General features: G+C 59.7%; 21 protein-coding genes and 1 pseudogene. 12 read left to right on the forward strand and 10 right to left on the reverse strand.

Annotated elements, in window-relative coordinates:
• Positions 1-4 precede the first annotated feature (4 nt).
• The 4 genes and pseudogenes from hrpB to ACA049_RS26790 all read right to left on the reverse strand — a co-directional run.
• Positions 5-2,524, reverse strand: coding sequence for an ATP-dependent helicase HrpB (gene hrpB, locus ACA049_RS26775; RefSeq protein ID WP_497331114.1), 2,520 nt, complete (start codon positions 2,522-2,524; stop codon positions 5-7).
• Between the two features lie 70 nt (positions 2,525-2,594).
• Positions 2,595-3,347, reverse strand: a complete 753-nt coding sequence (locus ACA049_RS26780) for a hypothetical protein (RefSeq protein WP_497331116.1) — start codon at positions 3,345-3,347, stop codon at positions 2,595-2,597.
• On the reverse strand, positions 3,341-4,342 hold the full coding sequence (locus ACA049_RS26785) for a hypothetical protein (RefSeq protein WP_497331118.1): 1,002 nt from the start codon (positions 4,340-4,342) through the stop codon (positions 3,341-3,343). Before ACA049_RS26785 ends, ACA049_RS26780 begins: the two co-directional genes overlap by 7 nt.
• Before the next feature lie 95 nt (positions 4,343-4,437).
• Positions 4,438-4,509: pseudogene (locus ACA049_RS26790) on the reverse strand (DEAD/DEAH box helicase); the annotation flags it as partial.
• Positions 4,510-4,619: 110 nt separating this feature from the next.
• Here ACA049_RS26790 and pmcY point away from each other — a divergent pair.
• Both pmcY and ACA049_RS26800 read left to right on the forward strand, forming a co-directional pair.
• Entirely contained in the window at positions 4,620-5,039 is a 420-nt protein-coding gene (pmcY, locus tag ACA049_RS26795) for a periplasmic Zn2+ metallochaperone PmcY (protein WP_497331120.1), read from the forward strand.
• A gap of 29 nt (positions 5,040-5,068) precedes the next feature.
• Entirely contained in the window at positions 5,069-5,974 is a 906-nt protein-coding gene (locus ACA049_RS26800) for a cation diffusion facilitator family transporter (RefSeq protein WP_497331122.1), read from the forward strand.
• On the opposite strand, the gene ACA049_RS26805 is transcribed toward ACA049_RS26800, so the two are convergent.
• Complete coding sequence (locus ACA049_RS26805; protein ID WP_497331124.1) at positions 5,959-6,987, reverse strand: DUF6515 family protein; 1,029 nt, start codon at positions 6,985-6,987, stop codon at positions 5,959-5,961. The two genes, ACA049_RS26800 and ACA049_RS26805, sit on opposite strands and share 16 nt — an antisense overlap.
• Positions 6,988-7,422: 435 nt before the next feature.
• Between ACA049_RS26805 and ACA049_RS26810 the strand changes: the two genes are divergently transcribed.
• Positions 7,423-7,902, forward strand: a complete 480-nt coding sequence (locus ACA049_RS26810; RefSeq protein ID WP_007894448.1) for an Lrp/AsnC family transcriptional regulator — start codon at positions 7,423-7,425, stop codon at positions 7,900-7,902.
• Between the two features lie 275 nt (positions 7,903-8,177).
• Positions 8,178-8,387, forward strand: coding sequence for a DUF2788 domain-containing protein (locus tag ACA049_RS26815; RefSeq protein ID WP_007937369.1), 210 nt, complete (start codon positions 8,178-8,180; stop codon positions 8,385-8,387).
• On the opposite strand, the gene ACA049_RS26820 is transcribed toward ACA049_RS26815, so the two are convergent.
• Positions 8,382-9,017, reverse strand: a complete 636-nt coding sequence (locus ACA049_RS26820) for a pseudouridine synthase (protein ID WP_497331126.1) — start codon at positions 9,015-9,017, stop codon at positions 8,382-8,384. The genes ACA049_RS26815 and ACA049_RS26820 overlap by 6 nt on opposite strands.
• Before the next feature lie 72 nt (positions 9,018-9,089).
• On the reverse strand, positions 9,090-10,589 hold the full coding sequence (gene amn / locus ACA049_RS26825; protein ID WP_169858286.1) for an AMP nucleosidase: 1,500 nt from the start codon (positions 10,587-10,589) through the stop codon (positions 9,090-9,092).
• A 222-nt stretch (positions 10,590-10,811) separates the two neighbouring features.
• Between amn and ACA049_RS26830 the strand changes: the two genes are divergently transcribed.
• Positions 10,812-11,999, forward strand: a complete 1,188-nt coding sequence (locus ACA049_RS26830; protein WP_497336994.1) for an NHL repeat-containing protein — start codon at positions 10,812-10,814, stop codon at positions 11,997-11,999.
• 44 nt (positions 12,000-12,043) lie between these two features.
• On the opposite strand, the gene ACA049_RS26835 is transcribed toward ACA049_RS26830, so the two are convergent.
• Positions 12,044-13,696, reverse strand: a complete 1,653-nt coding sequence (locus ACA049_RS26835; protein WP_497331128.1) for an acyl-CoA dehydrogenase family protein — start codon at positions 13,694-13,696, stop codon at positions 12,044-12,046.
• A 73-nt stretch (positions 13,697-13,769) separates the two neighbouring features.
• Complete coding sequence (locus tag ACA049_RS26840; protein ID WP_497331130.1) at positions 13,770-16,154, reverse strand: hybrid sensor histidine kinase/response regulator; 2,385 nt, start codon at positions 16,152-16,154, stop codon at positions 13,770-13,772.
• Positions 16,155-16,583: 429 nt separating this feature from the next.
• On the opposite strand from ACA049_RS26840, the gene ACA049_RS26845 reads away from it, so the two are divergent.
• The 4 genes from ACA049_RS26845 (at position 16,584) to ACA049_RS26860 (ending at position 20,116) form a co-directional block, all read left to right on the forward strand.
• Entirely contained in the window at positions 16,584-17,381 is a 798-nt protein-coding gene (locus ACA049_RS26845) for a hydroxymethylpyrimidine/phosphomethylpyrimidine kinase (RefSeq protein ID WP_497331132.1), read from the forward strand.
• A 32-nt stretch (positions 17,382-17,413) separates the two neighbouring features.
• Positions 17,414-18,037, forward strand: coding sequence for a thiamine phosphate synthase (gene thiE / locus ACA049_RS26850; RefSeq protein WP_497331134.1), 624 nt, complete (start codon positions 17,414-17,416; stop codon positions 18,035-18,037).
• A 15-nt stretch (positions 18,038-18,052) separates the two neighbouring features.
• Positions 18,053-19,336 carry a glutamate-1-semialdehyde 2,1-aminomutase gene (gene hemL, locus ACA049_RS26855; protein WP_497331136.1) on the forward strand — a complete coding sequence of 428 codons (1,284 nt, stop codon included), beginning with the start codon at positions 18,053-18,055 and terminating at the stop codon, positions 19,334-19,336.
• A 225-nt stretch (positions 19,337-19,561) separates the two neighbouring features.
• Positions 19,562-20,116 (forward strand): tetratricopeptide repeat protein, encoded by a 555-nt coding sequence (locus ACA049_RS26860; RefSeq protein WP_461955846.1) that lies wholly within the window; start codon positions 19,562-19,564, stop codon positions 20,114-20,116.
• Between the two features lie 124 nt (positions 20,117-20,240).
• Here the strand turns inward: ACA049_RS26860 and ACA049_RS26865 are convergent, their stop codons facing one another.
• Complete coding sequence (locus tag ACA049_RS26865) at positions 20,241-20,570, reverse strand: DUF1820 family protein (protein WP_045062075.1); 330 nt, start codon at positions 20,568-20,570, stop codon at positions 20,241-20,243.
• A gap of 135 nt (positions 20,571-20,705) precedes the next feature.
• On the opposite strand from ACA049_RS26865, the gene miaB reads away from it, so the two are divergent.
• The 3 genes from miaB to ybeY all read left to right on the forward strand — a co-directional run bounded on the left by miaB (position 20,706) and on the right by ybeY (position 23,732).
• The gene (miaB, locus tag ACA049_RS26870) at positions 20,706-22,034 is read left to right on the forward strand and encodes a tRNA (N6-isopentenyl adenosine(37)-C2)-methylthiotransferase MiaB (protein WP_010467383.1); all 1,329 of its coding nucleotides are present in this window, start codon (positions 20,706-20,708) and stop codon (positions 22,032-22,034) included.
• 206 nt (positions 22,035-22,240) lie between these two features.
• The gene (locus ACA049_RS26875) at positions 22,241-23,245 is read left to right on the forward strand and encodes a PhoH family protein (protein WP_497331139.1); all 1,005 of its coding nucleotides are present in this window, start codon (positions 22,241-22,243) and stop codon (positions 23,243-23,245) included.
• Positions 23,238-23,732, forward strand: a complete 495-nt coding sequence (gene ybeY / locus ACA049_RS26880; RefSeq protein WP_497331141.1) for an rRNA maturation RNase YbeY — start codon at positions 23,238-23,240, stop codon at positions 23,730-23,732. The genes ACA049_RS26875 and ybeY overlap by 8 nt, the downstream gene beginning before the upstream one ends.
• Positions 23,733-23,734: the final 2 nt, after the last annotated feature.

Here is a 23,734-nt window from a genome sequence, read left to right on the forward strand (position 1 = left end):
ATTCTCAGCTTTTACGCGGCTTGATCCGCGCCGTCGCCTCGGCCACCAACGGATCATCCGGCCAATAATGCTTCGGATACCGCCCCTTCAAATCCTTCTTCACCTCGGCATACGTGCTGCGCCAGAAGTTCGCCAGATCCTGGGTCACCTGCACCGGCCGCCGAGCCGGGGACAGCAGATGCAGCTTCACCACTTGCCGGCCCCCGGCAATGCGCGGGGTATCGGACAGGCCGAACAGCTCCTGCAACCGCACCGCCAGAATCGGCGGCTGCTCGCTGTAATCCAGACGAATCGACGAACCCGACGGCACGCTCAGATGATGCGGTGCCTGCTCATCCAGACGTTGCGGCAGCGGCCATGGCAGCTGGTTGTGGACGATGCTCGACAGGTCCAGATTGGCGAAATGACTGAGCCGCGAAACCTTGCCCAGATACGGCATCAACCAGTGCTCGAGGTTTTTCAGCAGTGCGGCGTCACTGACATCCGGCCACTCACTTTCGCTCTTGCTGCCAAGGTCCAATTGGCGCAACAACGCCACTCGCGCCTGCCACTGACGCAGCTCCGGGGTCCACGGCAACAGCTCCAAGCCTTTGCGCCGAACCAGATTCACCAGCGCCTGGCTGCGAGCGGTTTCGTCGAGGCCCGTCAGCGGTTCACGGCTGAGGATCAACTCACCAACCTTGCGCTGACGCTCGGCGCGCAACACGCCTTCGCGCTCGTCCCAATCCAGTTGATCGACCACGCGCACTTGTTCGGCCAGCACCGAATCGAACAGCGCCGGATCAAAATCCGCCGCCAGGTAAATCCGTTCCTCACGCTGGCCCTGGCGACTGCCCAGATCTGCAATCACCAACCACGCTTGCTTCATCAAACTGTCCGCTTCAGCGAACAACGCCGCACGGCCGTTCGCCAGGCGATATTCCGCGCCACCGGCCCGACGTTGCTGGGCGACACGGTCGGGATAAGCCAACGCCAGCAGCGCACCAAGCCAGCGCGGATGATCGGGATCGCTGACCGGTTCCGACGCCTTGCCCCGCAGATAACCGCGATACTGCCGCGCCAGTTGCCGGGCACGTTGCACGCCACCCTGAGCGCCGCGTGCGGCCCGCTCTTCGCCGGACAACAGCACCAATCGGCTGTGCAGATCCGCTCCGGCGCCACGCAAAATATCCCGTTCACCGAGCAATGCCGCGACATCGCACGCCATGTCGGCCAAACCAAGCGCCTGACCGCGCAACAGCAAATGGGCGATGCGCGGATGCGCCGGCAGTTCGGCCATGGCCTGACCGTGACGGGTCAGCGCTTCGCCATCCAATGCACCCAGACGATCAAGCAGATCCTGAGCCTGTGCATAAGCGGCGGCGGGCGGCACGTCGAGCCACACCAATTGCGTCGGGGTCACGCCCCAGCGACCGAGCTGCAAGGCCAGACCGGCTAGGTCCGCCGAGAGAATTTCCGCGCTGGCATAGGCCGCCAGTTGCTCGTGCTGATCCTGCGACCACAACCGATAACACACGCCCGGTTCCAGGCGCCCGGCCCGGCCGGCGCGTTGAGTGGCGCTGGCCTTGGAAATACGCTGGGTGTCGAGTCGGGTCATGCCGCTGCCCGGATCGAAACGCGGCACCCGCGCCAACCCGGCATCGATCACCACGCGCACGCCGTCGATGGTCAGGCTGGTCTCGGCGATGTTGGTCGCCAGCACCACTTTGCGTTTGCCCGCCGGGGCCGGATCGATTGCCGCGCGTTGCGCCGCGAGGTCCAGTTCACCGTGCAACGGGCAGAGCAACACCGGCGTGCTCTCGCCCAGCGCATCCGCCAATTGCTGATGCACACGCCGAATTTCCGCCTGCCCCGGCAGGAACACCAGCACGCTGCCGGTCTCGTCATTCAAGGCTTCGAGAATCGTCTGCACCAGACGCGGCTCGATGAATTCACCAGGCTGGAACGGCCGGCCCCAGCGCATCGCCACCGGGTACATGCGGCCTTCACTGCGCAGGATCGGCGCATCATCGAGCAACCCGGCCAGGCGTTCGCCCTCCAGGGTTGCGGACATCAAAAGAATTTTCAACGGCTGATCGTCGCGAAACAGCTCTCGGCCATTCAGACTCAAGGCCAATGCCAGATCCGCGTCGAGGCTGCGCTCGTGGAACTCGTCGAAGATCAGCAGGCCCACACCTTCGAGTGCCGGGTCATCCTGCAAACGTCGGGTGAGAATGCCTTCGGTGACCACTTCGATACGGGTCCTGGGGCCGACTTTGCTGTCGAGGCGAATGCGGTAACCGACCGTTTCCCCGACCTTCTCCCCCAGCTCACTGGCCAACCGCTCCGCCGCCGCCCGCGCCGCCAGACGGCGCGGTTCCAGCATCAGAATGGTCTGCCCGGCCAGCCATGGCTCGTTGAGCAAGGCCAGCGGAACACGGGTGGTCTTACCGGCACCGGGCGGTGCTTCGAGCACGGCTTCATGGCGTGTCGCCAAGGCTTCACGCAGCGCGGGTAAAACTTCATCAATCGGCAAAGAAATCATGCTGGCTCCAAAACAAGCCGGGAAGTATAACGACGAAGCTTCCAGCCCACTGCAACCGGACGATCAGAATCTAGATTTTGAACGCTGTCCGTACGCGCTCCGCGACTTCAGCCATAGTCACTGCGCGAAGCCCGATGGTTTTCATGTCCACATCCAGTGAGGGCATGACGTCCAGAAACTGCCGCAAATCCTCTGCGATGCTTTCGGGCAGATCAAACGCCGAGTCCGCAGAAAGAAGACGGGACAGCACAACGATGTCCTTCAAGTGTTTACTGCTCTTACGGCCAGCATTCGGCTCTGTGCACTCCGGGCGACTGAGGTTGGTCCATGCCTGTGCTTTGAGCGGGATTAATCGATCGACGCCGATATAGGAAAGGTCTGCAGTGTCGTTGCGCCCTTCGACTATGAACGTGTAGTACGCCTCGTCGAGCAGAATTGCAGACAGATCGGAAACTTCACCGTCTACAGGGACAGGCGTCAGATGAGCGCCCTCTGGCAGCAATAAACCTTCGGGAGCCCGTGAGAACAATTCTAGAAGCACGGGGTAGTTTTCATCGGTGGGATTACCAAATCTATAACGCCTGGTCGGCCCATCAAGCTCGTGACGCTCCGTGTAGCCGCCGCGCTTTACGAACTCCCAGAACTCGCTACCGAACACGTCATCCAATGCTTCGATGATCAGGACGATATCCAGATCCCGGGTTGCCCGGAACGTGATGCCCGCGTCTTCAAGGGTCAGGCTGGCTGCAACGCCGCCGATGAGTACATAACGATCCACATGGCCGGCGAAGGCTCCGCGAAAGGTATCCAGTCCTTTTACCATTCGATCTTCTCCATCATTTCATCCAGGCTGATCTGGACTCTGTCGTCACCGTCATCCTTCAAGCTGAGGTAGAGAGACAGGGGGTCCACACTTTCGCTCGACACTGGAACACAAGTTTCGCCAAGAATGTGATCCGGAGAGTAACTCCAGATTTCGATCTCAAACGCGGGATCATCGAATCGACCGACTTCTTTGCGGCCAGAACCCTTGACCTCTAATTCCCATTCTTCTTTGGAAAACGCGACGACCGGAATGGCAGGTTCGCCGAGCATCGACACTTTGCTGAGTGCAGACAGACCAGCCGCTCTCTGCACCAAAGGGGACCAATCAGCGTAGGTCACCCGTTTCACCGGGTTTTGCAACGCTGGAAGGGCCTTTTTCCAGATGACTTCAGGTGCCGCTACAAAGCGCCAGCGAGGTGGTTTGTCATTCGAGGCGGGCTCTATCAATCCAAACGATTGAAACTCTTTCATCGCTCTGGACATTGTCATTTTCGAGTACACCTCCCCTCCCATCAGGTCTGCGCCTCGAAAGGTAAAGTCCTTGTCCCACCCTTGGCTGATGGCCGCTACAAGCAATGCCTGGCTTGCCGGGCTCATGACTTGTTTCTCGACCTGCCTGCTGCGGAAAAACTCACGCAGATCCATGCCCAACTGTGGCGCGAAGAGTTGATTGCCCGGCACTACAAATTGAACGCCCGACTCGATGAGACGTTTTCTTTCATATGATTTGAGTGCACCGGTCGCATAGAGGATCGGGTGATCCACCATTTTTTGCAGAATTTCGATGTGTTTGCGGATCGTCGCAACGTTTTCGAAAGGCTCGTGAGCAAGCAATACGAGGCATTGCCGGTCGTAGAGCGTCACGATGTCGAAGGCGTATTCGTCGAGGAGATAAAAGGGTAAACCCTTGGTTTTCCCCCAGCGCTTGATCTCGGGTTTAATCCCGAAAATCAATTCGAAGTAATCTTGAATCTCTTGTCTGCTGGTCGTCATTTTGCCACCCGATAACACACTTTCAGCACAGTAACAGGCAGCACGTTACTGTTCAATAATTGCGTTACCAAGGCTTAAGCTCAGTGCACGCCGTGTACATGTTCAAGGCGTGTCGCCAAGGCTTCACGCAGCGCGGGTAAAACTTCATCAATCGGCAAAGAAATCATGCTGGCTCCCAAACAGAGGCGCGAGTATAACGGCGAACTGCTTGTCGCTCGTTGCTGTCCTAATTCATATCGACGACGCTTCGTTTTCCAGATGACTCAGGAGATTTCATATGCGTGTTCCCTTTCGCTTGATTGGCGGTTTATTGGTCGCGACGTTGCTCACCCAGGTGACCGCGTGCGGATCGATTTTCTACCCCGATCGCCGTGGGCAGATTGACGGCAAGATCGACCCGGCCATTGCGGCGCTGGATGCCGTGGGGCTGCTGTTCTACATCATCCCCGGCCTGATCGCGTTTGCCGTGGACTTCGCCACTGGGGCGATTTACTTCGAGCCTGGCCATACCGCTCAGGTGGCGCCGGAAAAACTCAAGGAAGCCATCGGCGCCGACGGCAAGGTGGATAACCACAAGTTGCAGACCATTCTCGAAACCGAATTGGGCCGCAGCTTCCCGCTGGACGACCCACGCCTGATTCAACACAAGGGCAGCACCCAGCAACTGGCCATGTTCGGCCTGCAACCTGCCGCGTAACCCGTGCATTCAAAGGAATAGCCGCACCTATGATCTCCAGTTCCGAACACGCCCGCCTGCTGCGCCTGGCGACCCGCGCCTCGGTGGCGGTGGCGTGTACGCTGATCGTCGCCAAAGCCATCGCCTGGTGGTTGAGCGGTTCGGTGAGCATGCTCGCCGGGTTGACCGACTCGGCACTCGACGGCGTCACGTCCTTGCTCAACTTGCTGGCGGTGCATTACGCCTTGCGTCCTGCCGATGACGATCACCGTTACGGGCACGGCAAAGCCGAGTCGCTGGCAGGCATGGCTCAGGCGTTGTTCATTGGCGGCAGTGCTGTGCTGATTTCTTTGCAGGCGATCGAGCGGCTGAAACATCCGGAACCGGTGGGCGCGCCGTGGATCAGCATCGGGGTGATTGTGTTTTCCCTGGCGCTGACCCTGGCGTTGCTGATGTTGCAACATCGGGTGGTCAAGGCCACCGGCTCCAACGCGGTGCGCGCCGACTCCCTGCACTACCGCTCGGACATGCTGCTCAATGGCAGCATTCTGGTGGCGCTGGTGTTGGCCGGGTTTGGCTGGCATCAGGTCGACCCCTGGTTCGGTCTCGGAATCGCTGCCTACATTCTCTGGAGCGCCATTCAGATCGCCCGGGAAAGTTTTACGGTGCTGATGGATGAGGAGCTGCCGCCGGATGTCAGCCAGCACATGCTTGAACTGGCCTGCAGCGTACCGGGGGTGTTGGGCGCGCATGACCTGCGCACACGAATTTCCGGCAATCAGTGGTTCGTGCAATTGCACCTGGAATTGCCGGGGGATCTGACCCTGTCAGTCGCCCATGGCATCAGCGATCAGGCCGCCGATGCGATTCACGCCGCCTACCCGCGAGCCGAAGTGCTGGTGCACGCCGACCCGCAAGAAGTCGTACTGGCGGCCAGGACTCAGAAGGAAACCTGATAGCCGCGACTGCTCAGGCAGTTACCTTGAGCCTGTCGGTAGGCTTGCACCACCGACGGATCAGGCTGGTAGGTGGCCGTCCGTGGATTGAAGCCGCTCTGCTGCACCGCGTATTGATAGCACTCGTAACCGTCCTGATTGACCTGCTCCGGCGACTGGCCGTTGGCCGGATAGGCCTCCACGTCATAACTGTTGCTGACCGGCTGCGGCTGCGGCTGCGGCTGCATTTGCACCGGCGGTTCGACCACTACGTAATCCTGGGTGTTTTCCTGATAGGCGTAATACGAACCCGCCGCCAGGAACAACAGCGCCCCGCCGATCCACACCTCACGCGCGTAATCGGGCAAGTAGCTGACCCGAATCCCGCGCGGCGGTTGAACCACCACATAACGCGGGCCTTGCGGGCGATACCAGTAGCCGCCGGAATAGAAATAGTCGCGACCACCATAAGGCACGCGGTAGTCACGGTCCGGGAAGCGGTCGATCACATGACCCGGGCGATACTGCGGGCCGGGGCCCCAGCCATTACCGTGCCCGTCCGGACGACCAGCCCAATGGCGATCATCGGGACGCGGACCATTGTTCTGCCATGGCTGGTTGTAATCGTTGCGCCGCGGAACGTCCTGATAGTAGCCACGCTGCGGCTGCTGGGTCTGGCGCACGGTGTCGGGGCGATTCTGGATCGGCAGGTCATTGGCTGGCAGCTGAGGTGGCGGCGGCGGTGAACGAACCGGGTTGTTGTAGTTGGGCGGCTGACGGTTCTGCCACTGGCCGTTGTTCTGATTCTGGCCGTTTTGCTCGAACTGGCGGCTGTTGTCGCCACGAATGATGTCGTTGTTCTGCGGGTGCGGCTGATTATTGCCGCCATGCCCCTGATTGTTGCCCGGATGGCCATCCGACCCACGTTGCCCGCCATCGGGGCCACGGTTTTGCTGATCGTCGGCCAGCGATTGCGCAGTGACACTGATACACAGCAAACCAACACCGGCCAAACGCCAGATGCGCGACTTCATGCTTTTCCTCACTGCGGGTTAGGGCCTGTACGTAAGACTGGGAAAGTACAGGGCGGTTCTGCAACAGGTTATCAGTCGCGCAACTTATTTATTGAGGGCTGCTCTCAAATTCCAGGCAAAAGAAAAGGGAGACCCGTCGGCCTCCCTTTGAGAACTTCGTCCGTGCTCGACGCTTATGACGTCGGCTCACCTCACGCCGTCTTCTGGACAGTGTGTAGCTCGGGAGCCGGCACATCCCCTGTGGGGGTGGCGGCCGCCGCCGGCCTGATTCGGCGAGCGGCTGTGGACTGTTTGTCCGAGCAGTGATTCTGGTGATAAGAATAGGCCGCGGGCCCCGGCAGAGGATTGCGAAGATTGCTCAATTAAACATCACTTGCGCAATTTTTAACCCTGGATAGATAATCTGCCGCAATAGTTATGACAAAGGCCTGATTGATGAGCAAACTCGACCGATACGACTTGAGCATTTTGGCGGAATTGCAGCGTGACGCGCGCATCTCCAACCAGGAGCTGGCCGAACGCATCGGCCTGTCGCCTTCGCCTTGCTCACGCCGGGTCAAGCAACTGGAAGACGACGGCTACATCACCCGCCAGGTGGCGCTGCTGGACCGCAAGATGCTCGGATTGAGCCTCACGGCCTACGTGCTGATCGGCATGGACCGACATACGCCGGAGCGTTTCGAAAACTTTGAAGCCGCGATTCGAACGTTGCCGCAGGTGCTGGAATGCAGTTTGGTCACGGGGATGGATGCGGATTATCAGCTCAAGGTTGTGGTGCCGGACATGGATCACTACCAGAAACTGCTGCTGGGGCATTTGACCCGGATTGAAGGAGTGACCAGCGTTCGTTCGAGTTTTGTGTTGAACCAGGTGCTCAATAGCACCGAGTTGCCGCTGACTCATCTGCGCAGCTGAACCTGGCTTTTGTAGGAGCTGTGTAGGACTGTAGGAGCTGTCGAGTGAAACGAGGCTGCGATCTTTTGATCTTTCTTTTAAAAAGATCAAGATCAAAAGATCGCAGCCTCGTTTCACTCGACAGCTCCTACACAGCTCCTACAGTCTTACACCGCTCCGCTAAGGCGGACCGGGCGACGAATAGCTGCGACACACTGCCGCAGGTCAATCCTCCACCACTCCCCCATGCCGTATACTCCAGCGCCTTTTAGCCCCGCCCGCGCTGGAGAAATTCAATGGATCCTGCCGTATTCGAAGAGTGGATGATGACCGGACTGGTCAGCATCCTGATCATTTTCATGGGTTTCATCGTCTGGGATCTGGCGAAGAAATCCAAGGCTGGCCGCTTTGGCTCGTTCATCCTGTTCTTCGTGCTGGGTCTGGGCGTCGCTGCGTTCGTGATCAAAAGCGTGGTCATCGGCCTGATCGAATCCGGCACGTTATAAGCGCGCCGGCACTTCCTTCCACTGGCCCTGATCGAGCCCTTCGATCGTCCAGTCGCCAATCCGGACCCGTACCAGGCGCAACGTCGGCAAGCCGACCGCCGCCGTCATGCGCCGTACCTGACGGTTGCGCCCTTCGCGAATCACCAATTCCAGCCAACTGGTCGGCACACTCTTGCGAAAGCGCACCGGCGGATTGCGTGGCCACAGTTCAGGCTCATCCAGTTGCCGCGCTTCCGCGGGCAAGGTCATGCCGTCGTTGAGTTCGACGCCGTCACGCAAACGCTGCAACTGCTCGGCGCTCGGCTCGCCCTCCACTTGCACCCAATAGGTCTTGGCCAATTTGTGTTTCGGATCGGCGATTCGCGCCTGAAGCTGGCCATCGTTGGTCAGCAGCAGCAAGCCCTCGCTGTCACGGTCCAGCCGCCCTGCCGGGTAAATCCCTGGAATCTCGATGTAATCCTTGAGCGTCGCCCGCCCTCCTTCGTCGCTGAACTGCGTCAGCACATCGAACGGCTTATTGAACAGAATCAGCTTCGGTTCGGCCGGTGGCGCTTTGGCGACACGGCGCGGGGCTGATGGAGCTGGCTTCGCGCCTGGACGACGGGAAGGAGGACGCGGTGGACGGGACATGGGGAAAACAACATCTAACGGTCAGGGCTGCTAATGCTAGTGCCCCGACCGCCAAATGACCACGACAAACCGTTAGCGGAACGGCGGCTCGTCGAAGCTGCGCAGTTTGCGCGAGTGCAGCGAGTTGAGTTCGGTGCGCAACAGATCCACCGCCTCGATGCCGATCTTCAAGTGCTGGCTGACCGCGCGCTCATAGAAGGCGTTGGCCGAACCCGGCAGCTTGATTTCGCTGTGCAGCGGTTTGTCCGAGACGCAGAGCAACGTGCCGTACGGCACCCGCAAGCGATAACCCTGGGCCGCGATGGTGCCGCTTTCCATGTCCACCGCCACGGCGCGAGACAGGTTGATCAGCGGACGTTCCTGAGCCCAGCGCAATTCCCAGTTACGGTCGTCGTAGGTCAGCACGGTGCCGGTGCGCAGGCGTTTCTTCAGCTCGTCGCCCTTCTCTCCGGTGATGTTGGCGGCCGCTTGCTGCAAGGCCATCTGCACTTCGGCGAGGGCCGGGATCGGAATGTTCGGCGGCACGACTCGGTCGAGAATCCCGTCGCGACGCATGTAAGCGTGCGCCAGTACGTAATCGCCAATGGTCTGCGACTGACGCAAGCCGCCGCAGTGACCGATCATCAGCCAGCAATGCGGACGCAGCACGGCGAGGTGGTCGGTGATGTTCTTGGCGTTGGACGGGCCGACGCCAATGTTCACCAGGGTCACGCCATGGCCATCGCTGGCGATCAGGTGATAGGCCGGCATCTGATAGCGGTGCCACACCACACCGGCGGCAATCGCCGACGCTTCACCGTGGTCCATGCTCTTTTCGATGATCACGTTGCCCGGCAAGACCATGCGCACAAAACGCGGGTCGCTGCGCAATTGCTCCAGGCCATGGACGATGAACTGGTCAACGTAACGGTGGTAGTTGGTCAGCAGAATCCACGGCTGCACATGACGCCAGTCGCTGCCGGTGTAATGCACCAGACGGCGCAGCGAGAAATCGACCCGCGCGGCATCGAACAGGGCCAGTGGCAGCGGGTCGGTGTTTTCCCAATCGTACAAACCATCGGCAATGCCGTCGGTCGCGGCCGACAGGTCGGTACTCGGAAACACCCGCGCCAGCACGGCAGCGGTGACGCCGGAACCGGCCAGCTCATCGCCCTGCTCGACCACGTACGGATAAGGAATGTTTTGCTGGCTGATGCCGACTTCCACGGTCACGGTGAAGTCGTGCATCAACGGCACGAGTTGCTCCAGCAGATATTTGCGGAAAGCCGCCGGATGAGTGACGGTGACGCTGTAGGTTCCGGGCAACTGAACCTTGGCATAGGCGCGCGTGGTCTGTGGGACTTCGCCCTGGCAGTGGTAGGTCAGACGCAGCTCGGGATAACGAAACATCGCACGCTGTTCGGCGTCCGGTTCAACTCGGTCCTTGAGATAACGCTTGAGCGCCTGGTTCAGCGCGGTGGTTGCACGATTGTGCAAGAGCGCAAGCCGGTCCACGGCTTGCTCGGCGGTTTGAACGACAATAAAAGCTTCGGTCACGATCAGCATCCTGTGTTCTGACTTGCAGAGCTTCATCTTGCCTGCATCGCTTGGCAAAGGCACTAGCGCAGAACCCAATGTCTGGCATCGCAGAGGTCCGTAAACGCATCCGTATACCGAACCTGGATAGGTTATCTATCAAAACAGACGCATTGATAGCTGTCAGAGTTGACAGCTATACGGCTCGCAAGAACTTCCCTAATGTCCTCATCGTCTGTGGAGACATTTGCACTCCAGACCTAAATGGAGGACGCCGTGATGAACCGTAATGGGAGACTTGACCCGGATTTTGGGAAAGCAGGTATTGCAACGTTTGAAGTGCAGTCTGGTTACCGCGGCTTCTCAAGAGTTTTGCCCGATCAATCATTCATTTCGCTCGGGTCTACGACTCCGATAGACAGTATTGCTGTGCTCAAGCACAACAAGAACGGCATTCGCGATGAGGCATTTGGCCTGGTCATTCTGACGCTCGTCAGCGGCGTGGACTTTTCGTTAAGTAATGCCCTGATTCAAAACGATGGTCGTGTGGTAATAATCGGTGCACTGGACTCAGGTAATAAGGCGCTATTTGCTCGACTACAGCCGGATGGCAGCCTGGACAGTACATTCGGTACCAGTGAGCTGGGTCTGACGATAATCGAAATGCCCGAACATCATAGAATTGAAAATTCTCGTCGACGATCAGGCCTCATTGCCAGGAACGACAACAGTATTGTGGCTGCACTCGAGCTAGATGTTGGCGACTCCTTTGATAGAAGCGGCGTGCTGATTTCGCTTAGCAGGGATGGAGTACCCGAGGCGGGTTTCGGTCACCTGGGAGCAGCGTACAGCGACGGTTTGTCATCATTTCAAAGTGTAGTGGCTCAAAACGACGGCAAAGTACTTGTTACCGGAATACGCGAGAAGGGTGGGCTTGTAGCGCGCTACACCCGTAACGGGGCGCCTGATCTGGACTACGATCGCTTTAACAAAGGCTATGTGCTCGTTGACGGAACCGGTGGTATGCATGTCGAGCTATTTGCGGCGGAGCAAAAAGAAGATCGAACCCTGGCAGCCGGATACATTTTCAAGGGAAACATGGGGAACCCTTTAGGCTCATTGGCTCTTATAGCTCGCCTCGATTCAAATGGTGAACTGGATCCGTATTTCAATAATGGTACCGTCGTGGAAGCCGGAAAATTTCACGCCCGGGGAGTCGCGACGCTTGCTGATAAAAAAATCCTGATTTGGCTTCACGGGGTAGGCTCGTCTGCAGGGGCCTTACTTATGCTAGATCACGCAGGCACTCCCGATGAAAGTTTCGGTAACGATGGGCTGCTGCACTTGGAATTTGATTCCGGCATTGTTCAGGTCGGGTTTCAGTTGCTTGACGACGGCAATGCGATGGTGTGCGGAGCGTCATACGACGGCCGCATGGGTGTTATCGCTCGCATCTTGACGCACTAGTCAACTGACAGAGCAAGGAAGTCAATGCAGCTTCCTTGCTCTCTTCATCGAAAGCCCTGTGGTGTCGAGCGGGCGACAATCGCTTCCACCTCCAGCCCACGCGGCAGCGCGCCATACACCCGACCGGCGGAACCAAGTCGGCTGGCGATGAACGCATCGCTGACCGCCGAGTTGCCGGCCTCCAGCAACAGCTTGGCCTGTAGCCCCAACGCAATGTCTTCAGTGAGCTGCCGCGCACGGTATTGAATGTCGCTGGTGTCCTTGAACGCGGCCTGCAACTGGCTGATGTGCGCAGCCAACCGTTTATCGCCGTGCCCATCGCCCAACTCGCTGAACAGCACATCAAGCACACCCGGCTCTTTCGACAACGCTCGCAGCACGTCCAGGCATTGCACGTTGCCGGAACCTTCCCACGTCGAATTGACCGGTGCCTCTCGGTACAGGCGCGGCAGGATGCTTTCTTCGACATACCCTGCGCCGCCCATGCATTCGGCGGCTTCGTTGATCATTGCCGGCGCGCGCTTGCAGATCCAGTATTTGCCCACCGCCGTCACCAGCCGGGCGAATTTGGCTTCATGGTTGTCATCCAGATGATCCAGCGCCTTGCCCATGCGCAGGCTCAAGGCCAGAGCCGCTTCGCTTTCCAGCGCCAGATCGGCCAGTACGTTCTGCATCAACGGCTGTTCGCTCAGCAGCTTGCCGCCGACCATGCGGTGCGCGCAGTGATGACTGGCCTGAGTCAGCGCCTGGCGCATCAGCGAACTGGAACCGACCATGCAATCGAAACGAGTCATGGCGACCATCTCGATGATGGTCGGAACCCCGCGACCTTCTTCGCCGACCATCCACGCCAATGCACCGCGAAATTCCACCTCGCTGGACGCATTGGAGCAGTTGCCGAGTTTGTTCTTCAGGCGCTGGATGTAGAACTGATTGCGCGTGTCGTCCGGGCGGTGGCGCGGCAGCAGGAAACAGGTCAACCCCTTGTCGGTCTGCGCCAGGGTCAGGAAGGCATCGCACATCGGCGCGGAACAGAACCACTTGTGACCGACCAACTCATAGGCCTGGCCCGGACCACTGGCGCCGACCGGATAGGCCTTGGTGGTGTTGGCCCGCACGTCGGTGCCGCCCTGTTTCTCGGTCATCGCCATGCCGATGGTGACACCGGCCTTGTGGGCCATGCCGACATTGCGCGGGTCGTATTCGGTCGAGAGGATTTTCGGCAGCCACTGCTCGGCCAGATCCGGTTGCAGGCGCATCGCCGGGACGCTGGCGAAGGTCATGGTCAGCGGGCAACCACTACCGGCTTCCGCTTGGCTGTGCAAATAGGTCATGGACGCGCGCGCCACATGCGCGCCGGACTGCGGATGCGCCCAGGGCAACGAGGTCAAACCGTGCTCGACCGCCGTGCGCATCAGCTCGTGATACGCCGGGTGAAATTCCACCAGGTCGATGCGATGGCCGTAACGGTCATGGCTGACGAACACCGGTTTGTTCTGATTGGCCAGGAACCCTGCTTCCATCAACGGCCCGCCGGCCAATGCGCCATACGCGTCGATCCGCGACTCGGCCCACCCCGCCCCGAAGCGCCGCGACCACTCTTGCAACGGCAGGTCGATGCGATAGAGGTTGGTGCCGTCCAGCGACGGTGGCTGGTTGGTGACTTCGTGGGTTTCGGCGAACTGATGCAGGTTCATGACGGGGCTCCTTTGGTCAGCCAAGGGATTCAGTTAAGCACCGCCCCCTGGCCGAACAAAGTGTCATACCTGCCTAAATGTCGGCGCTTTCGCCTTGTCCCGAGCAGAGTACCCGTCGGTACAGCGCCGCTTGCAGATCCTCGAATTTCACCGGTTTGCTCAGGTAATCGATCAAGGCTCCAGTCGGGCAGCGCTCCCGATCGGCACTCACGGCAACCACGAACACCGGCAAGTCGGCGCAGCCTGGCAAGGCGCGGATCTGGCAGCACAGGGAGGTGCCGCCCTGCGTCGGCATCTGACAATCGAGCAGTACCGCGTCGAAGGTTTCTCTCTGCAAGAGATCGAGCGCGGCAGCGCTGCTGTCGGTGGCGCGCACCCGGAACCCGAGCTTGAGCAACATGCCGCGCATCACCAATTGATTGATGCTGTTGTCATCCACCAGCAGCACCGTGCAGTCCTGTGGCAAACGTAGACGCGGAAACTCGCGTGCCGTTATAGGCACCGCCGGCCGCTCGACCACAGGCAGTTCGAACTCGACGTCCAACTGGAAACGACTACCGCTGCCGGGCTCGGAACGATGGGTCAGGCGCCCGCCGAGCAATTCGACCAGTTGGCGACAGATCGCCAGGCCAACGCCCAGGCCTCCGTATTCGCGGGTCATGGATCCGTCGAGCTGGAAGAAGCGCTGATACATCGTCGCCTCGCCCAGATCGGTGAAGCCGATACCGGTGTCGATCACCGCAAACGACAACGACACCCGACCGCTTTCCACCGGTTTTCCTGTCACGCGCAGAGCCAGCCCGCCGATCCGGGTGAATTTGATGGCGTTGTCCAGCAGGCATTCCAGGCATTGCGCCAGCTTGGCGCTGTCGCCATTCAAGCGATCCGGCAGACCCGGCGTCACTTCGACCTTGAAGTCCAGCGACTTGCTTGAAGCATTGCCCTCGAACTGCGCGTGCAAGGTCTCGACCACGCCGCGCAGACTGAATGTATTCGGGCTGACCTTGAGCTTGCCGGCCTGCAACTCGGTCAGGGTCAGGATGCCGTTGACCATGCGCATCATGTCCCGCGCGGAGCCGGCGGCGGTTTGCTGGTATTGCTCCAGCTCCGGGTCCATTTCCACGGTTTGCATCAGTTCCAGTGAACCGATCACGCCGTTCATGGGCGTGCGCAATTCGTGGGTCAGGGTGGCGAGGAATTCGTCCTTGAGCTTGTTACTGTGGGCCAGTTGCTGGTTCAGCACTTCGAGTTTCTGACCGGCATCGAACAGCGTCTGCGCCTGCTGTTCGCGCATGGCGTTGATGCGGTCGGCGAGAGCCAGGGACAGCAACGCGACTTCGATGGCCGAACCGATCTGGCTGGAATACATGGTCAGGAACACGTTGGGCAGGTAACCCAACACCATCAGGGTGTTGACGATGCCGCCGAGCAGGAAGGCCGACCAGGCAATGATGAAATACCGCGCCACTCGCAGGCCACGCAACCAGGCGCACAGCCCGGCGATGAAAATCACCACGGTGAAGACCAGCGCCAAGGCTGTCGCCAGACGCAAGGCCAGGGCGTAGCTGGCCATCAATGACAACCCGATCACCACCGCACTGAACGCCACTAGCGCCAACAGCAAACGGTCGAGCCAGCGACTGTGGCTGCCTGTCTGCAAGAAGCTGCGGGCGAACTGGCTGCCGAACAGTCCGGCGCAACCGATGAAAAACGGTGTCGCGGCGTTGGCCCACCACGGGTTGTCCGGCCAGAAATATTCCACGGCCGCGCCGTTCACCGAGAGCTGATACAGGCCAAACGAAGCGATGTAGAAGATGTAATAGAGGTAGCTGGTGTCGCGCACGCTGAGGTAAATGAACAGGTTGTAGACCAGCATCCCCAACAGCACGCCGTAGATCAGCCCCAGCACATAAAGGCGAACCGGCTGCTCTTCAAGATAAGCGGTGCTCGACCACAAGGTGACCGGCGCCTGGATGGAGCCTTCGCTTTGCAGGCGCAGGTACACGGTTTGCGCCTGGTCAGGGGTGAAATTCAGATCGAACAGGTAGTTGTTCTGGCGGAGTTCGCGACTGGCGAACGGCAACGCATCGCCTGTTTGCCGGGCCAATCGAAAGTCACCGCCCGCATCGGGCAAATAGAGATCGAGGTGATCGAGGGGCGGATAGGCCAGTTCCAGCAGCCAGGTCCGCTGCGCTTCCGGGTTGGTCGGGCGGTAATGCAGATCGATTTTCAGCCAGAACACCGAGCGCGAGTAACCGGCGTTGAGGGTGGCTTTATCGTGGGGTTTGAAGTTTCCAGCCGCAGCTTGCGCACGAACATCGGCGATGGTCGCCTGACCGCCCGCGTCTTCGTACACCTGCAGGGCTCGGCCCAGGGGAAGGCTCTGGGTGAACTCATCGAATTCGACGGCGCTCGCCATGAGGGGCAAGCACAACAGCAACATCAGCAAATAGCGCATTTAAGCCCCAGCGTGGCCTGTCCGGTTATCTCAGGAAGCCCCTCATTCCCTTTGAGTAGACGTAAAACCGGTATTACCTGTTATTGGTTTGGATCCACTCTAGCATAGCCGTTGATGGCCATTGAGCACCATTGAAATTTTTCCTGCAAAGGCTCTAGTACGGGCGTTCCAGCGGCGCGATTGAAGCCGATTTGTTTATACGACCAGCCTGTGACAATGCATCGGCCGTTTCACTCATTCCTGTAGCAGTTGGCGAAGCCTGCGTTCGGCTGCGAAGCAGTCGTAAATCCTGAATACGCGGTCTATCTGACAGACCGCATCGCCTGATTTCACGACGGCTTTGCCGCCGAACGCAGCCTCGCGCTGCTCGGTAGCTGCTACAAGTCACTCTCATGACTCGTTGGTCGACTGGTGGTAAGCTCGCGCACCATGAATATCTACAGCTCTCGCCCCGTTGTCCTCTGTCTCTCCGGCCACGACCCAAGTGGTGGCGCCGGCTTGCAGGCAGATATCGAAGCCCTGCTCGCCCAGGGTTGTCATGCGGCCCCGGCCGTCACCGCCCTGACCGTGCAAGACACGGTCAACGTCACTGACTTTCGCGTGCTCGACCGCGAGTGGGTGCTGGCCCAGGCCAATGCCGTGCTCAACGACTCCGAAGTCGCTGCCGTGAAACTGGGCATGCTCGGTTCCCTGGAGATGGTCGACACCGTCGTCGAACTGCTCTCGGCGCACCCGCATTTGCCGGTGGTCTGCGACCCGGTGCTGCGCGCCGGCGGCGGCGGACGCCTGGGCAAGGATGAAGTCGGCTACGCCATGCGCGAACGCCTGCTGCCCCTGTCCATCATCGCCACCCCCAACCTTCCCGAAGCCCGCATCCTCGCCGAACTGCCCGAGGGCACCGCGGACGAGTGCGCTGAAAAACTCCTGCCGTTCGTCAAACACCTGCTGATCACAGGCGGCCATGGCGACGAACACGAAATTCACAACCGCCTGTACAGCCGCGACGGCCTGCGCGAAACCTATACCTGCCAGCGCCTGCCCGGCAGTTATCACGGTTCCGGTTGCACCTTGGCCAGCGCCTTGGCCGGTCGACTGGCCCAGGGTGAACACCTCGCCAGCGCCGTGCAGACCGCGCTTAACTACACTTGGCGTACCCTGCGAGATGCAGAGCAGTTGGGCAAAGGCCAGTTCGTGCCGCGTCGCCTGCCGCTGGATTTCTGTTCGTAACTTTCTATTCGCACTGCGGTGAGGCTTGTCCGATGAAACTACGTGGCCTGTACGCCATTACCGACAGCCAGTTGCTGGCCGGTAAATTTCTCTCGTACGTGGAGGCGGCGCTGGAAGGCGGCGTCACCCTGCTGCAATACCGCGACAAGAGCAGTGACGAGGCCCGACGTTTACGTGAGGCCGAAGCCCTGCGCGATTTGTGCGATCGCTACAAGACTCATCTGATCATCAACGACGACGCCGAACTGGCCGCTCGCTTGAACGTCGGCGTTCACCTGGGCCAGACCGATGGCCCGCTGACGCCAGCCCGCGCGTTGCTTGGCCGTCAGGCGATCATCGGTTCAACCTGCCACGCACAACTCGAACTCGCCGAACAAGCAGCCAAAGAAGGCGCCAGTTATGTCGCCTTCGGTCGCTTCTTCAACTCCAACACCAAACCCGGCGCCCCGACCTGCAGCATCGACCTGCTCGACCAGGCCCGCAGCAAACTGCACCTGCCGATCTGCGCGATTGGCGGCATCACCCTGGACAACGCCGCGCCGCTGGTAGCCCATGGGGTCGACTTGCTGGCGGTGGTGCATGGCCTGTTTGGCGCCGAGAGCACGGCTGAAGTGACCCGTCGTGCCCGCGCCTTTAATGAATTACTGAAAATCTGATTTGAGAGCCCGATCATGTCTCGTTCCGAAACCCTGTTTGCCAATGCCCAGAAACACATTCCCGGTGGCGTGAACTCGCCAGTTCGCGCATTCAAAAGCGTGGGCGGCACGCCGTTGTTCTTTAAACACGCCGAAGGCGCCTACGTCACCGACGAAGACGACAAGCGTTATGTGGATTACGTTGGCTCCTGGGGCCCGATGATTCTCGGCCACAGCCATCCGGACGTACTGGACGCGGTGCGTAAACAACTGGAACACGGCCTGTCCTACGGCGCCCCGACCGCGATGGAAACCGAGATGGCCGACCTGGTCTGCTCGATCGTGCCGTCGATGGAAATGGTGCGTATGGTCAGCTCCGGCACCGAAGCGACCATGAGCGCCATCCGTCTGGCCCGTGGTTTCACCGGCCGCGACAACATCATCAAGTTCGAAGGCTGCTACCACGGCCACTCCGACAGCCTGCTGGTCAAGGCCGGTTCCGGCGCCCTGACCCAAGGCGTGCCGAGTTCGGCAGGCGTGCCGGCGGATTTCGCCAAGCACACCCTGACCCTGCCGTTCAACGACATCGACGCCGTCGAAGCCATGCTCGCCGATGTCGGCCAGGACGTGGCCTGCATCATCGTCGAGCCGGTGGCTGGCAACATGAATTGCGTACCACCGGCGCCAGGTTTCCTCGAAGGCTTGCGGACCCTGTGCGACAAGCACGGCGTGGTGCTGATTTTCGACGAAGTGATGACCGGTTTCCGTGTTGCCCTCGGCGGCGCCCAGGCGCACTTCGGCGTGACGCCGGACCTGAGCACCTTCGGCAAGATCATCGGTGGCGGCATGCCGGTCGGCTGCTTCGGCGGCAAGCGCGAAATCATGTCGCACATCGCGCCACTGGGCCCGGTGTATCAGGCTGGCACCTTGTCGGGTAACCCACTGGCGATGGCTGCGGGCCTGACCACGTTGCGTCTGATCAGCCGTCCCGGTTTCCACGACGAACTGACCGACTACACCAGCCGCTTGCTCGATGGCCTGCAACAGCGCGCCGATGCCGCGGGCATTCCGTTCGTGACCACGCAGGCCGGCGGCATGTTTGGTCTGTACTTCAGCGGTGCCGACGACATCGTGACCTTCGATGACGTGATGGCCAGCGACGCCAAGCTGTTCGGTCGTTTCTTCCACTTGATGCTCGAAGGCGGCGTGTACCTCGCACCGAGCGCTTTCGAAGCCGGCTTCACCTCGATCGCTCATGGCGAAACCGAGTTGAAACTGACCCTGGATGCCGCCGAGCGTGCATTCGCCGCATTGAAATAAACGTTGTGCCGCTGACGTTGGCGACTGCCAGCGTCAGCTTTCAACTGGATTTGCCCCTTATTCCTGTGCTTCTGCTAATAATCTCCCGCAAATGGGGCGATATATTCCCCGCGCAGCAGAAAAACGAGTAAAGACTTTGTAAGGTTGGCCCTGCTTATTTCATAATGCGCGCTTATTGGATCCCCTCGATGGGTCCGCGCGCCCTTCAGAGGTAAGTCGATTCCCATGAACCGCACCGGCCGCGCCCTTTCACTGGGCTGCCTGTTGCTCCTTCAGCCCCTGCTCGCGCTCGCACAAGCAGGCGGCAACTCGTTGTTAATCCCAGCGATGGGTCGCTGCACCCTCAATACTCAGCCGCAAGACCTGACGCAAGCGCTGGCCGCCTGCCAGAAAGCGTCGGATGAAGGGGATGCGCAAGCGCAATACGAGTTGGGTGAGTTCTACTACGACGGCAAAAACACCCCGCGCGACCTCAAGATAGCCCTGGGCTACTTCGAAAAGGCCTCGCTGCAAGGCCACGCCCAGGCGCAATTCAAGCTCGGCACCATGTTCTTTCACGGCGAAGGCGTGCCGGCCAATAACGTTCAGGCGTATATCGTGCTGAAAATGGCCGCGGTCAACGGTGCTGAAGATGCGCTGGACACGGCGGATGAAGTGGCCGAGAAGATGCCGCGCGAAGATCTGGAAGTCGCGACCCAGGTGCTTGGGCAAATCTTTCGCAAATACCTGATGGAATTGCAAAGCGCGGATGGGCGTACGCCGTTTTCGCCGTTGCCTTAATTTTCAGCGTCGATCTTTCTGGCCTCTTCGCGGGCAAGCCTCGCTCCTACAGGTTTCATGCAAGCCGTGAAAACGACGCATACCTGTAGGAGCGAGGCTTGCCCGCGAAGGGAGCGACTCCGTCTTACTTATCAGGCATCGGCATCGGAAACGGCATGACATTGCCGACCGCGCCGCGGGCTTCGCTGATTTTCGGTGTGCCGAGGCGTTCCACTTCGTCGATGCGCACAATCGAATGCATCGGCACAAAACTGCGCACAACGCCTTCGAACTGAGCCTTGAGCTTCTCTTCGCTCGGGTCGACGACCACTTGCGTGCGCTCGCCAAAGACGAACTCTTCCACTTCCAGGAAGCCCCACAGATCACTTTGATAGATCTGCTTGGCATACATTTCGTACACCTGGCCCTGGTTGAGGAAAATCACCTTGTAGATTGGGGCTTCACGTTTGGTCATGGTGGGCGGGCAACACATAAGGGGATAAAAATGAGGGCGCGAACTATAGCATAGCCGCCGGACGCACAGCGGTAGGAACCTTGGGACATGTTCCCTATAATGCGCGGTTCTTTGAATCACGTGATGACTGTATCCATGGCCAAGAAGCTTTACATCGAAACCCACGGTTGCCAGATGAACGAGTACGACAGCTCGCGCATGGTCGATCTGCTGGGTGAACATCAGGCCCTGGAAGTCACCGCTCGCGCTGAAGACGCCGACGTGATCCTGCTCAACACCTGCTCTATTCGCGAACGCGCACAGGATCGGGTGTATTCCCAGCTCGGCCGCTGGCGTGAACTGAAACTGGCCAACCCGGACATGGTGATCGCCGTCGGCGGTTGTGTGGCCAGCCAGGAAGGTGCCGCCATCCGCGATCGCGCGCCGTACGTGGATGTGGTCTTCGGCCCGCAAACCCTGCACCGCCTGCCGGAAATGATCGACGCCGCGCGCGCCACCAAGTTGCCGCAAGTCGACGTCTCGTTCCCGGAAATCGAAAAATTCGACCACCTGCCCGAGCCGCGCATCGATGGCCCGAGCGCTTATGTGTCGGTCATGGAAGGCTGCAGCAAATACTGCACGTTCTGCGTGGTGCCTTACACCCGTGGCGAAGAAGTCAGCCGCCCGTTCGACGACGTGATTGCCGAGATCATGCACCTGGCCGAAAACGGCGTGCGCGAAGTGACGCTGCTGGGACAGAACGTGAACGGCTATCGCGGGACCACCCACGACGGACGCCTGGCCGATCTCGCCGAGCTGATCCGCGTGGTGGCCGCCGTCGATGGCATCGACCGGATCCGCTACACCACCTCACACCCGCTGGAATTCTCCGACAGCCTGATCCAGGCCCACGCCGATGTGCCGGAGCTGGTGAAACACCTGCACTTGCCGGTGCAATCGGGTTCGGACCGCATTCTCTCGGCGATGAAGCGCAACCACACCGCGCTGGAATACAAATCCAAACTGCGCAAGCTGCGCGCCGCCGTGCCGGGGATCTGCATCAGCTCGGACTTCATCGTCGGCTTCCCGGGCGAGACCGAGAAAGACTTCGAACAGACCATGAAGCTGATCGAAGACGTCGGTTTCGACTTTTCCTACTCGTTCGTCTATAGCCAGCGCCCGGGCACTCCGGCCGCCGATCTGGCCGACGAGACGCCGGAAGAACTGAAAAAAGAACGCCTCAACGCGCTGCAACATCGCTTGAACCAGCAAGGTTTCGAGATCAGCCGACAAATGGTCGGGTCAATCCAGCGGATCCTGGTCACCGATTATTCGAAAAAAGACCCCGGCGAGCTGCAAGGCCGGACCGAGAATAACCGGATCGTCAACTTCCGCTGCGACAATCCAACGCTGATTGGCCAGTTCGCCGACGTGCACATCGATGCCGCACAGCCGCACTCGCTGCGGGGCTCGCTGATTTCGTAACACTGCAAAACTTGTAGGAGCGAGGCTTGCCCGCGAAGGCGGACTGACACTCACCACATGAGTCGTCTGAAATACCGCCTTCGCGAGCAAGCTTCGCTCCTACAGGGACGGTGTTTGGCGCTGGATTATTTAAGAGCTTTCGCACCCAGCCCACTGGCGTTATCCTTGATTTCATCTTAATTGCCCCAGGGCGGCTAAATACGACCTTGAACGCACCCATAGAACCACATCGTTTTATCCTCGAGCCCTTTGAGGCCCGTCGCTTCGCCAATCTGTGCGGGATGTTCGACGAGCACCTGCGCCTGATCGAGCAACGCCTGACCATCGAGATCCGCAACCGCGGAAACCAGTTCGAGCTGATCGGCGACCCCAAACACACCACCTCCGCGGAAAACCTCCTGCGCCGTCTGTACCGGGAAACCAAGGGTACCGAGCTGTCGCCGGACATGGTTCACCTGTTCCTGCAGGAATCGGCCGTCCAAGAGCTGGACAACGTCTCCCCGTCCGAACCCCCCGTGGCCCTGCGCACCAAAAAAGGCATGATTCGCCCTCGTGGCTTGAATCAGCTGCGCTACGTGAAGGAAATCCTCGGTAACGACATCAATTTCGGCATCGGCCCGGCCGGTACCGGCAAGACCTATCTGGCCGTTGCCTGCGCGGTCGATGCGCTGGAACGCGAGCAGATCCGTCGCATCCTGCTGGTGCGCCCGGCGGTTGAAGCGGGCGAAAAGCTCGGCTTCCTGCCCGGCGACCTGTCGCAGAAGATCGACCCGTACCTGCGCCCGCTCTACGACGCACTCTACGAGATGCTCGGCTTTGAACACGTCGCCAAGCTGATCGAGCGCCAGGTGATCGAAGTGGCACCGCTGGCCTACATGCGCGGTCGCACGCTGAACAACAGTTTCATCATCCTCGACGAAAGCCAGAACACCACCGTCGAACAGATGAAGATGTTCCTGACCCGGATCGGCTTCGGCTCCACAGCCGTCATCACCGGTGACATCACCCAGGTCGACCTGCCGAAAGGCACCAAGTCCGGGCTGCACCATGTGATTGAAGTGCTCAAAGACGTGCCGGGCATCAGCTTCACCCATTTCATGCCCAAGGACGTTGTGCGCCATCCGCTGGTGCAACGCATCGTCGAAGCGTACGAGCGCTTCGAGAATCGCGTGGCAGATGAAACGCCAAAGGACAGTCGCCGCGATGCTTGAGCTTGATCTGCAACTGGCTACCCAAGCGTCTGCCCCCAGCGAAGCCGAATTCCGCCGATGGTGCGAACTGGCCCTGCGCCAGCGCACCGCCGATTCTGAAATGACCATCCGTTTGGTCGATGAAGAAGAAGCCCGCGAGCTGAACCACACCTGGCGGCAAAAGGATTACGCCACTAACGTCCTGTCGTTTCCTGCCGATGTGCCCGATGAGTTTCTCGACATCCCGCTGCTGGGCGATCTGGTGATCTGCGTGGCCGTGGTCGAACGCGAAGCCGTCGAGCAAGGCAAGGAACTAAAGGCCCATTGGGCGCATCTGGTCATTCACGGTTGCTTGCATCTGTTGGGTTACGACCACATAGATGACGAGGAAGCCGAAGAAATGGAAGCACTGGAACGAACGTTGCTTGCCGAGTTGGGCTATCCCGACCCTTATGCGGATGACGAAACAGACACAACCCCCATCGTGACAACAAAGGATTCAGAGTAATC

Source organism: Pseudomonas sp. LBUM1662, assembly GCF_059695915.1.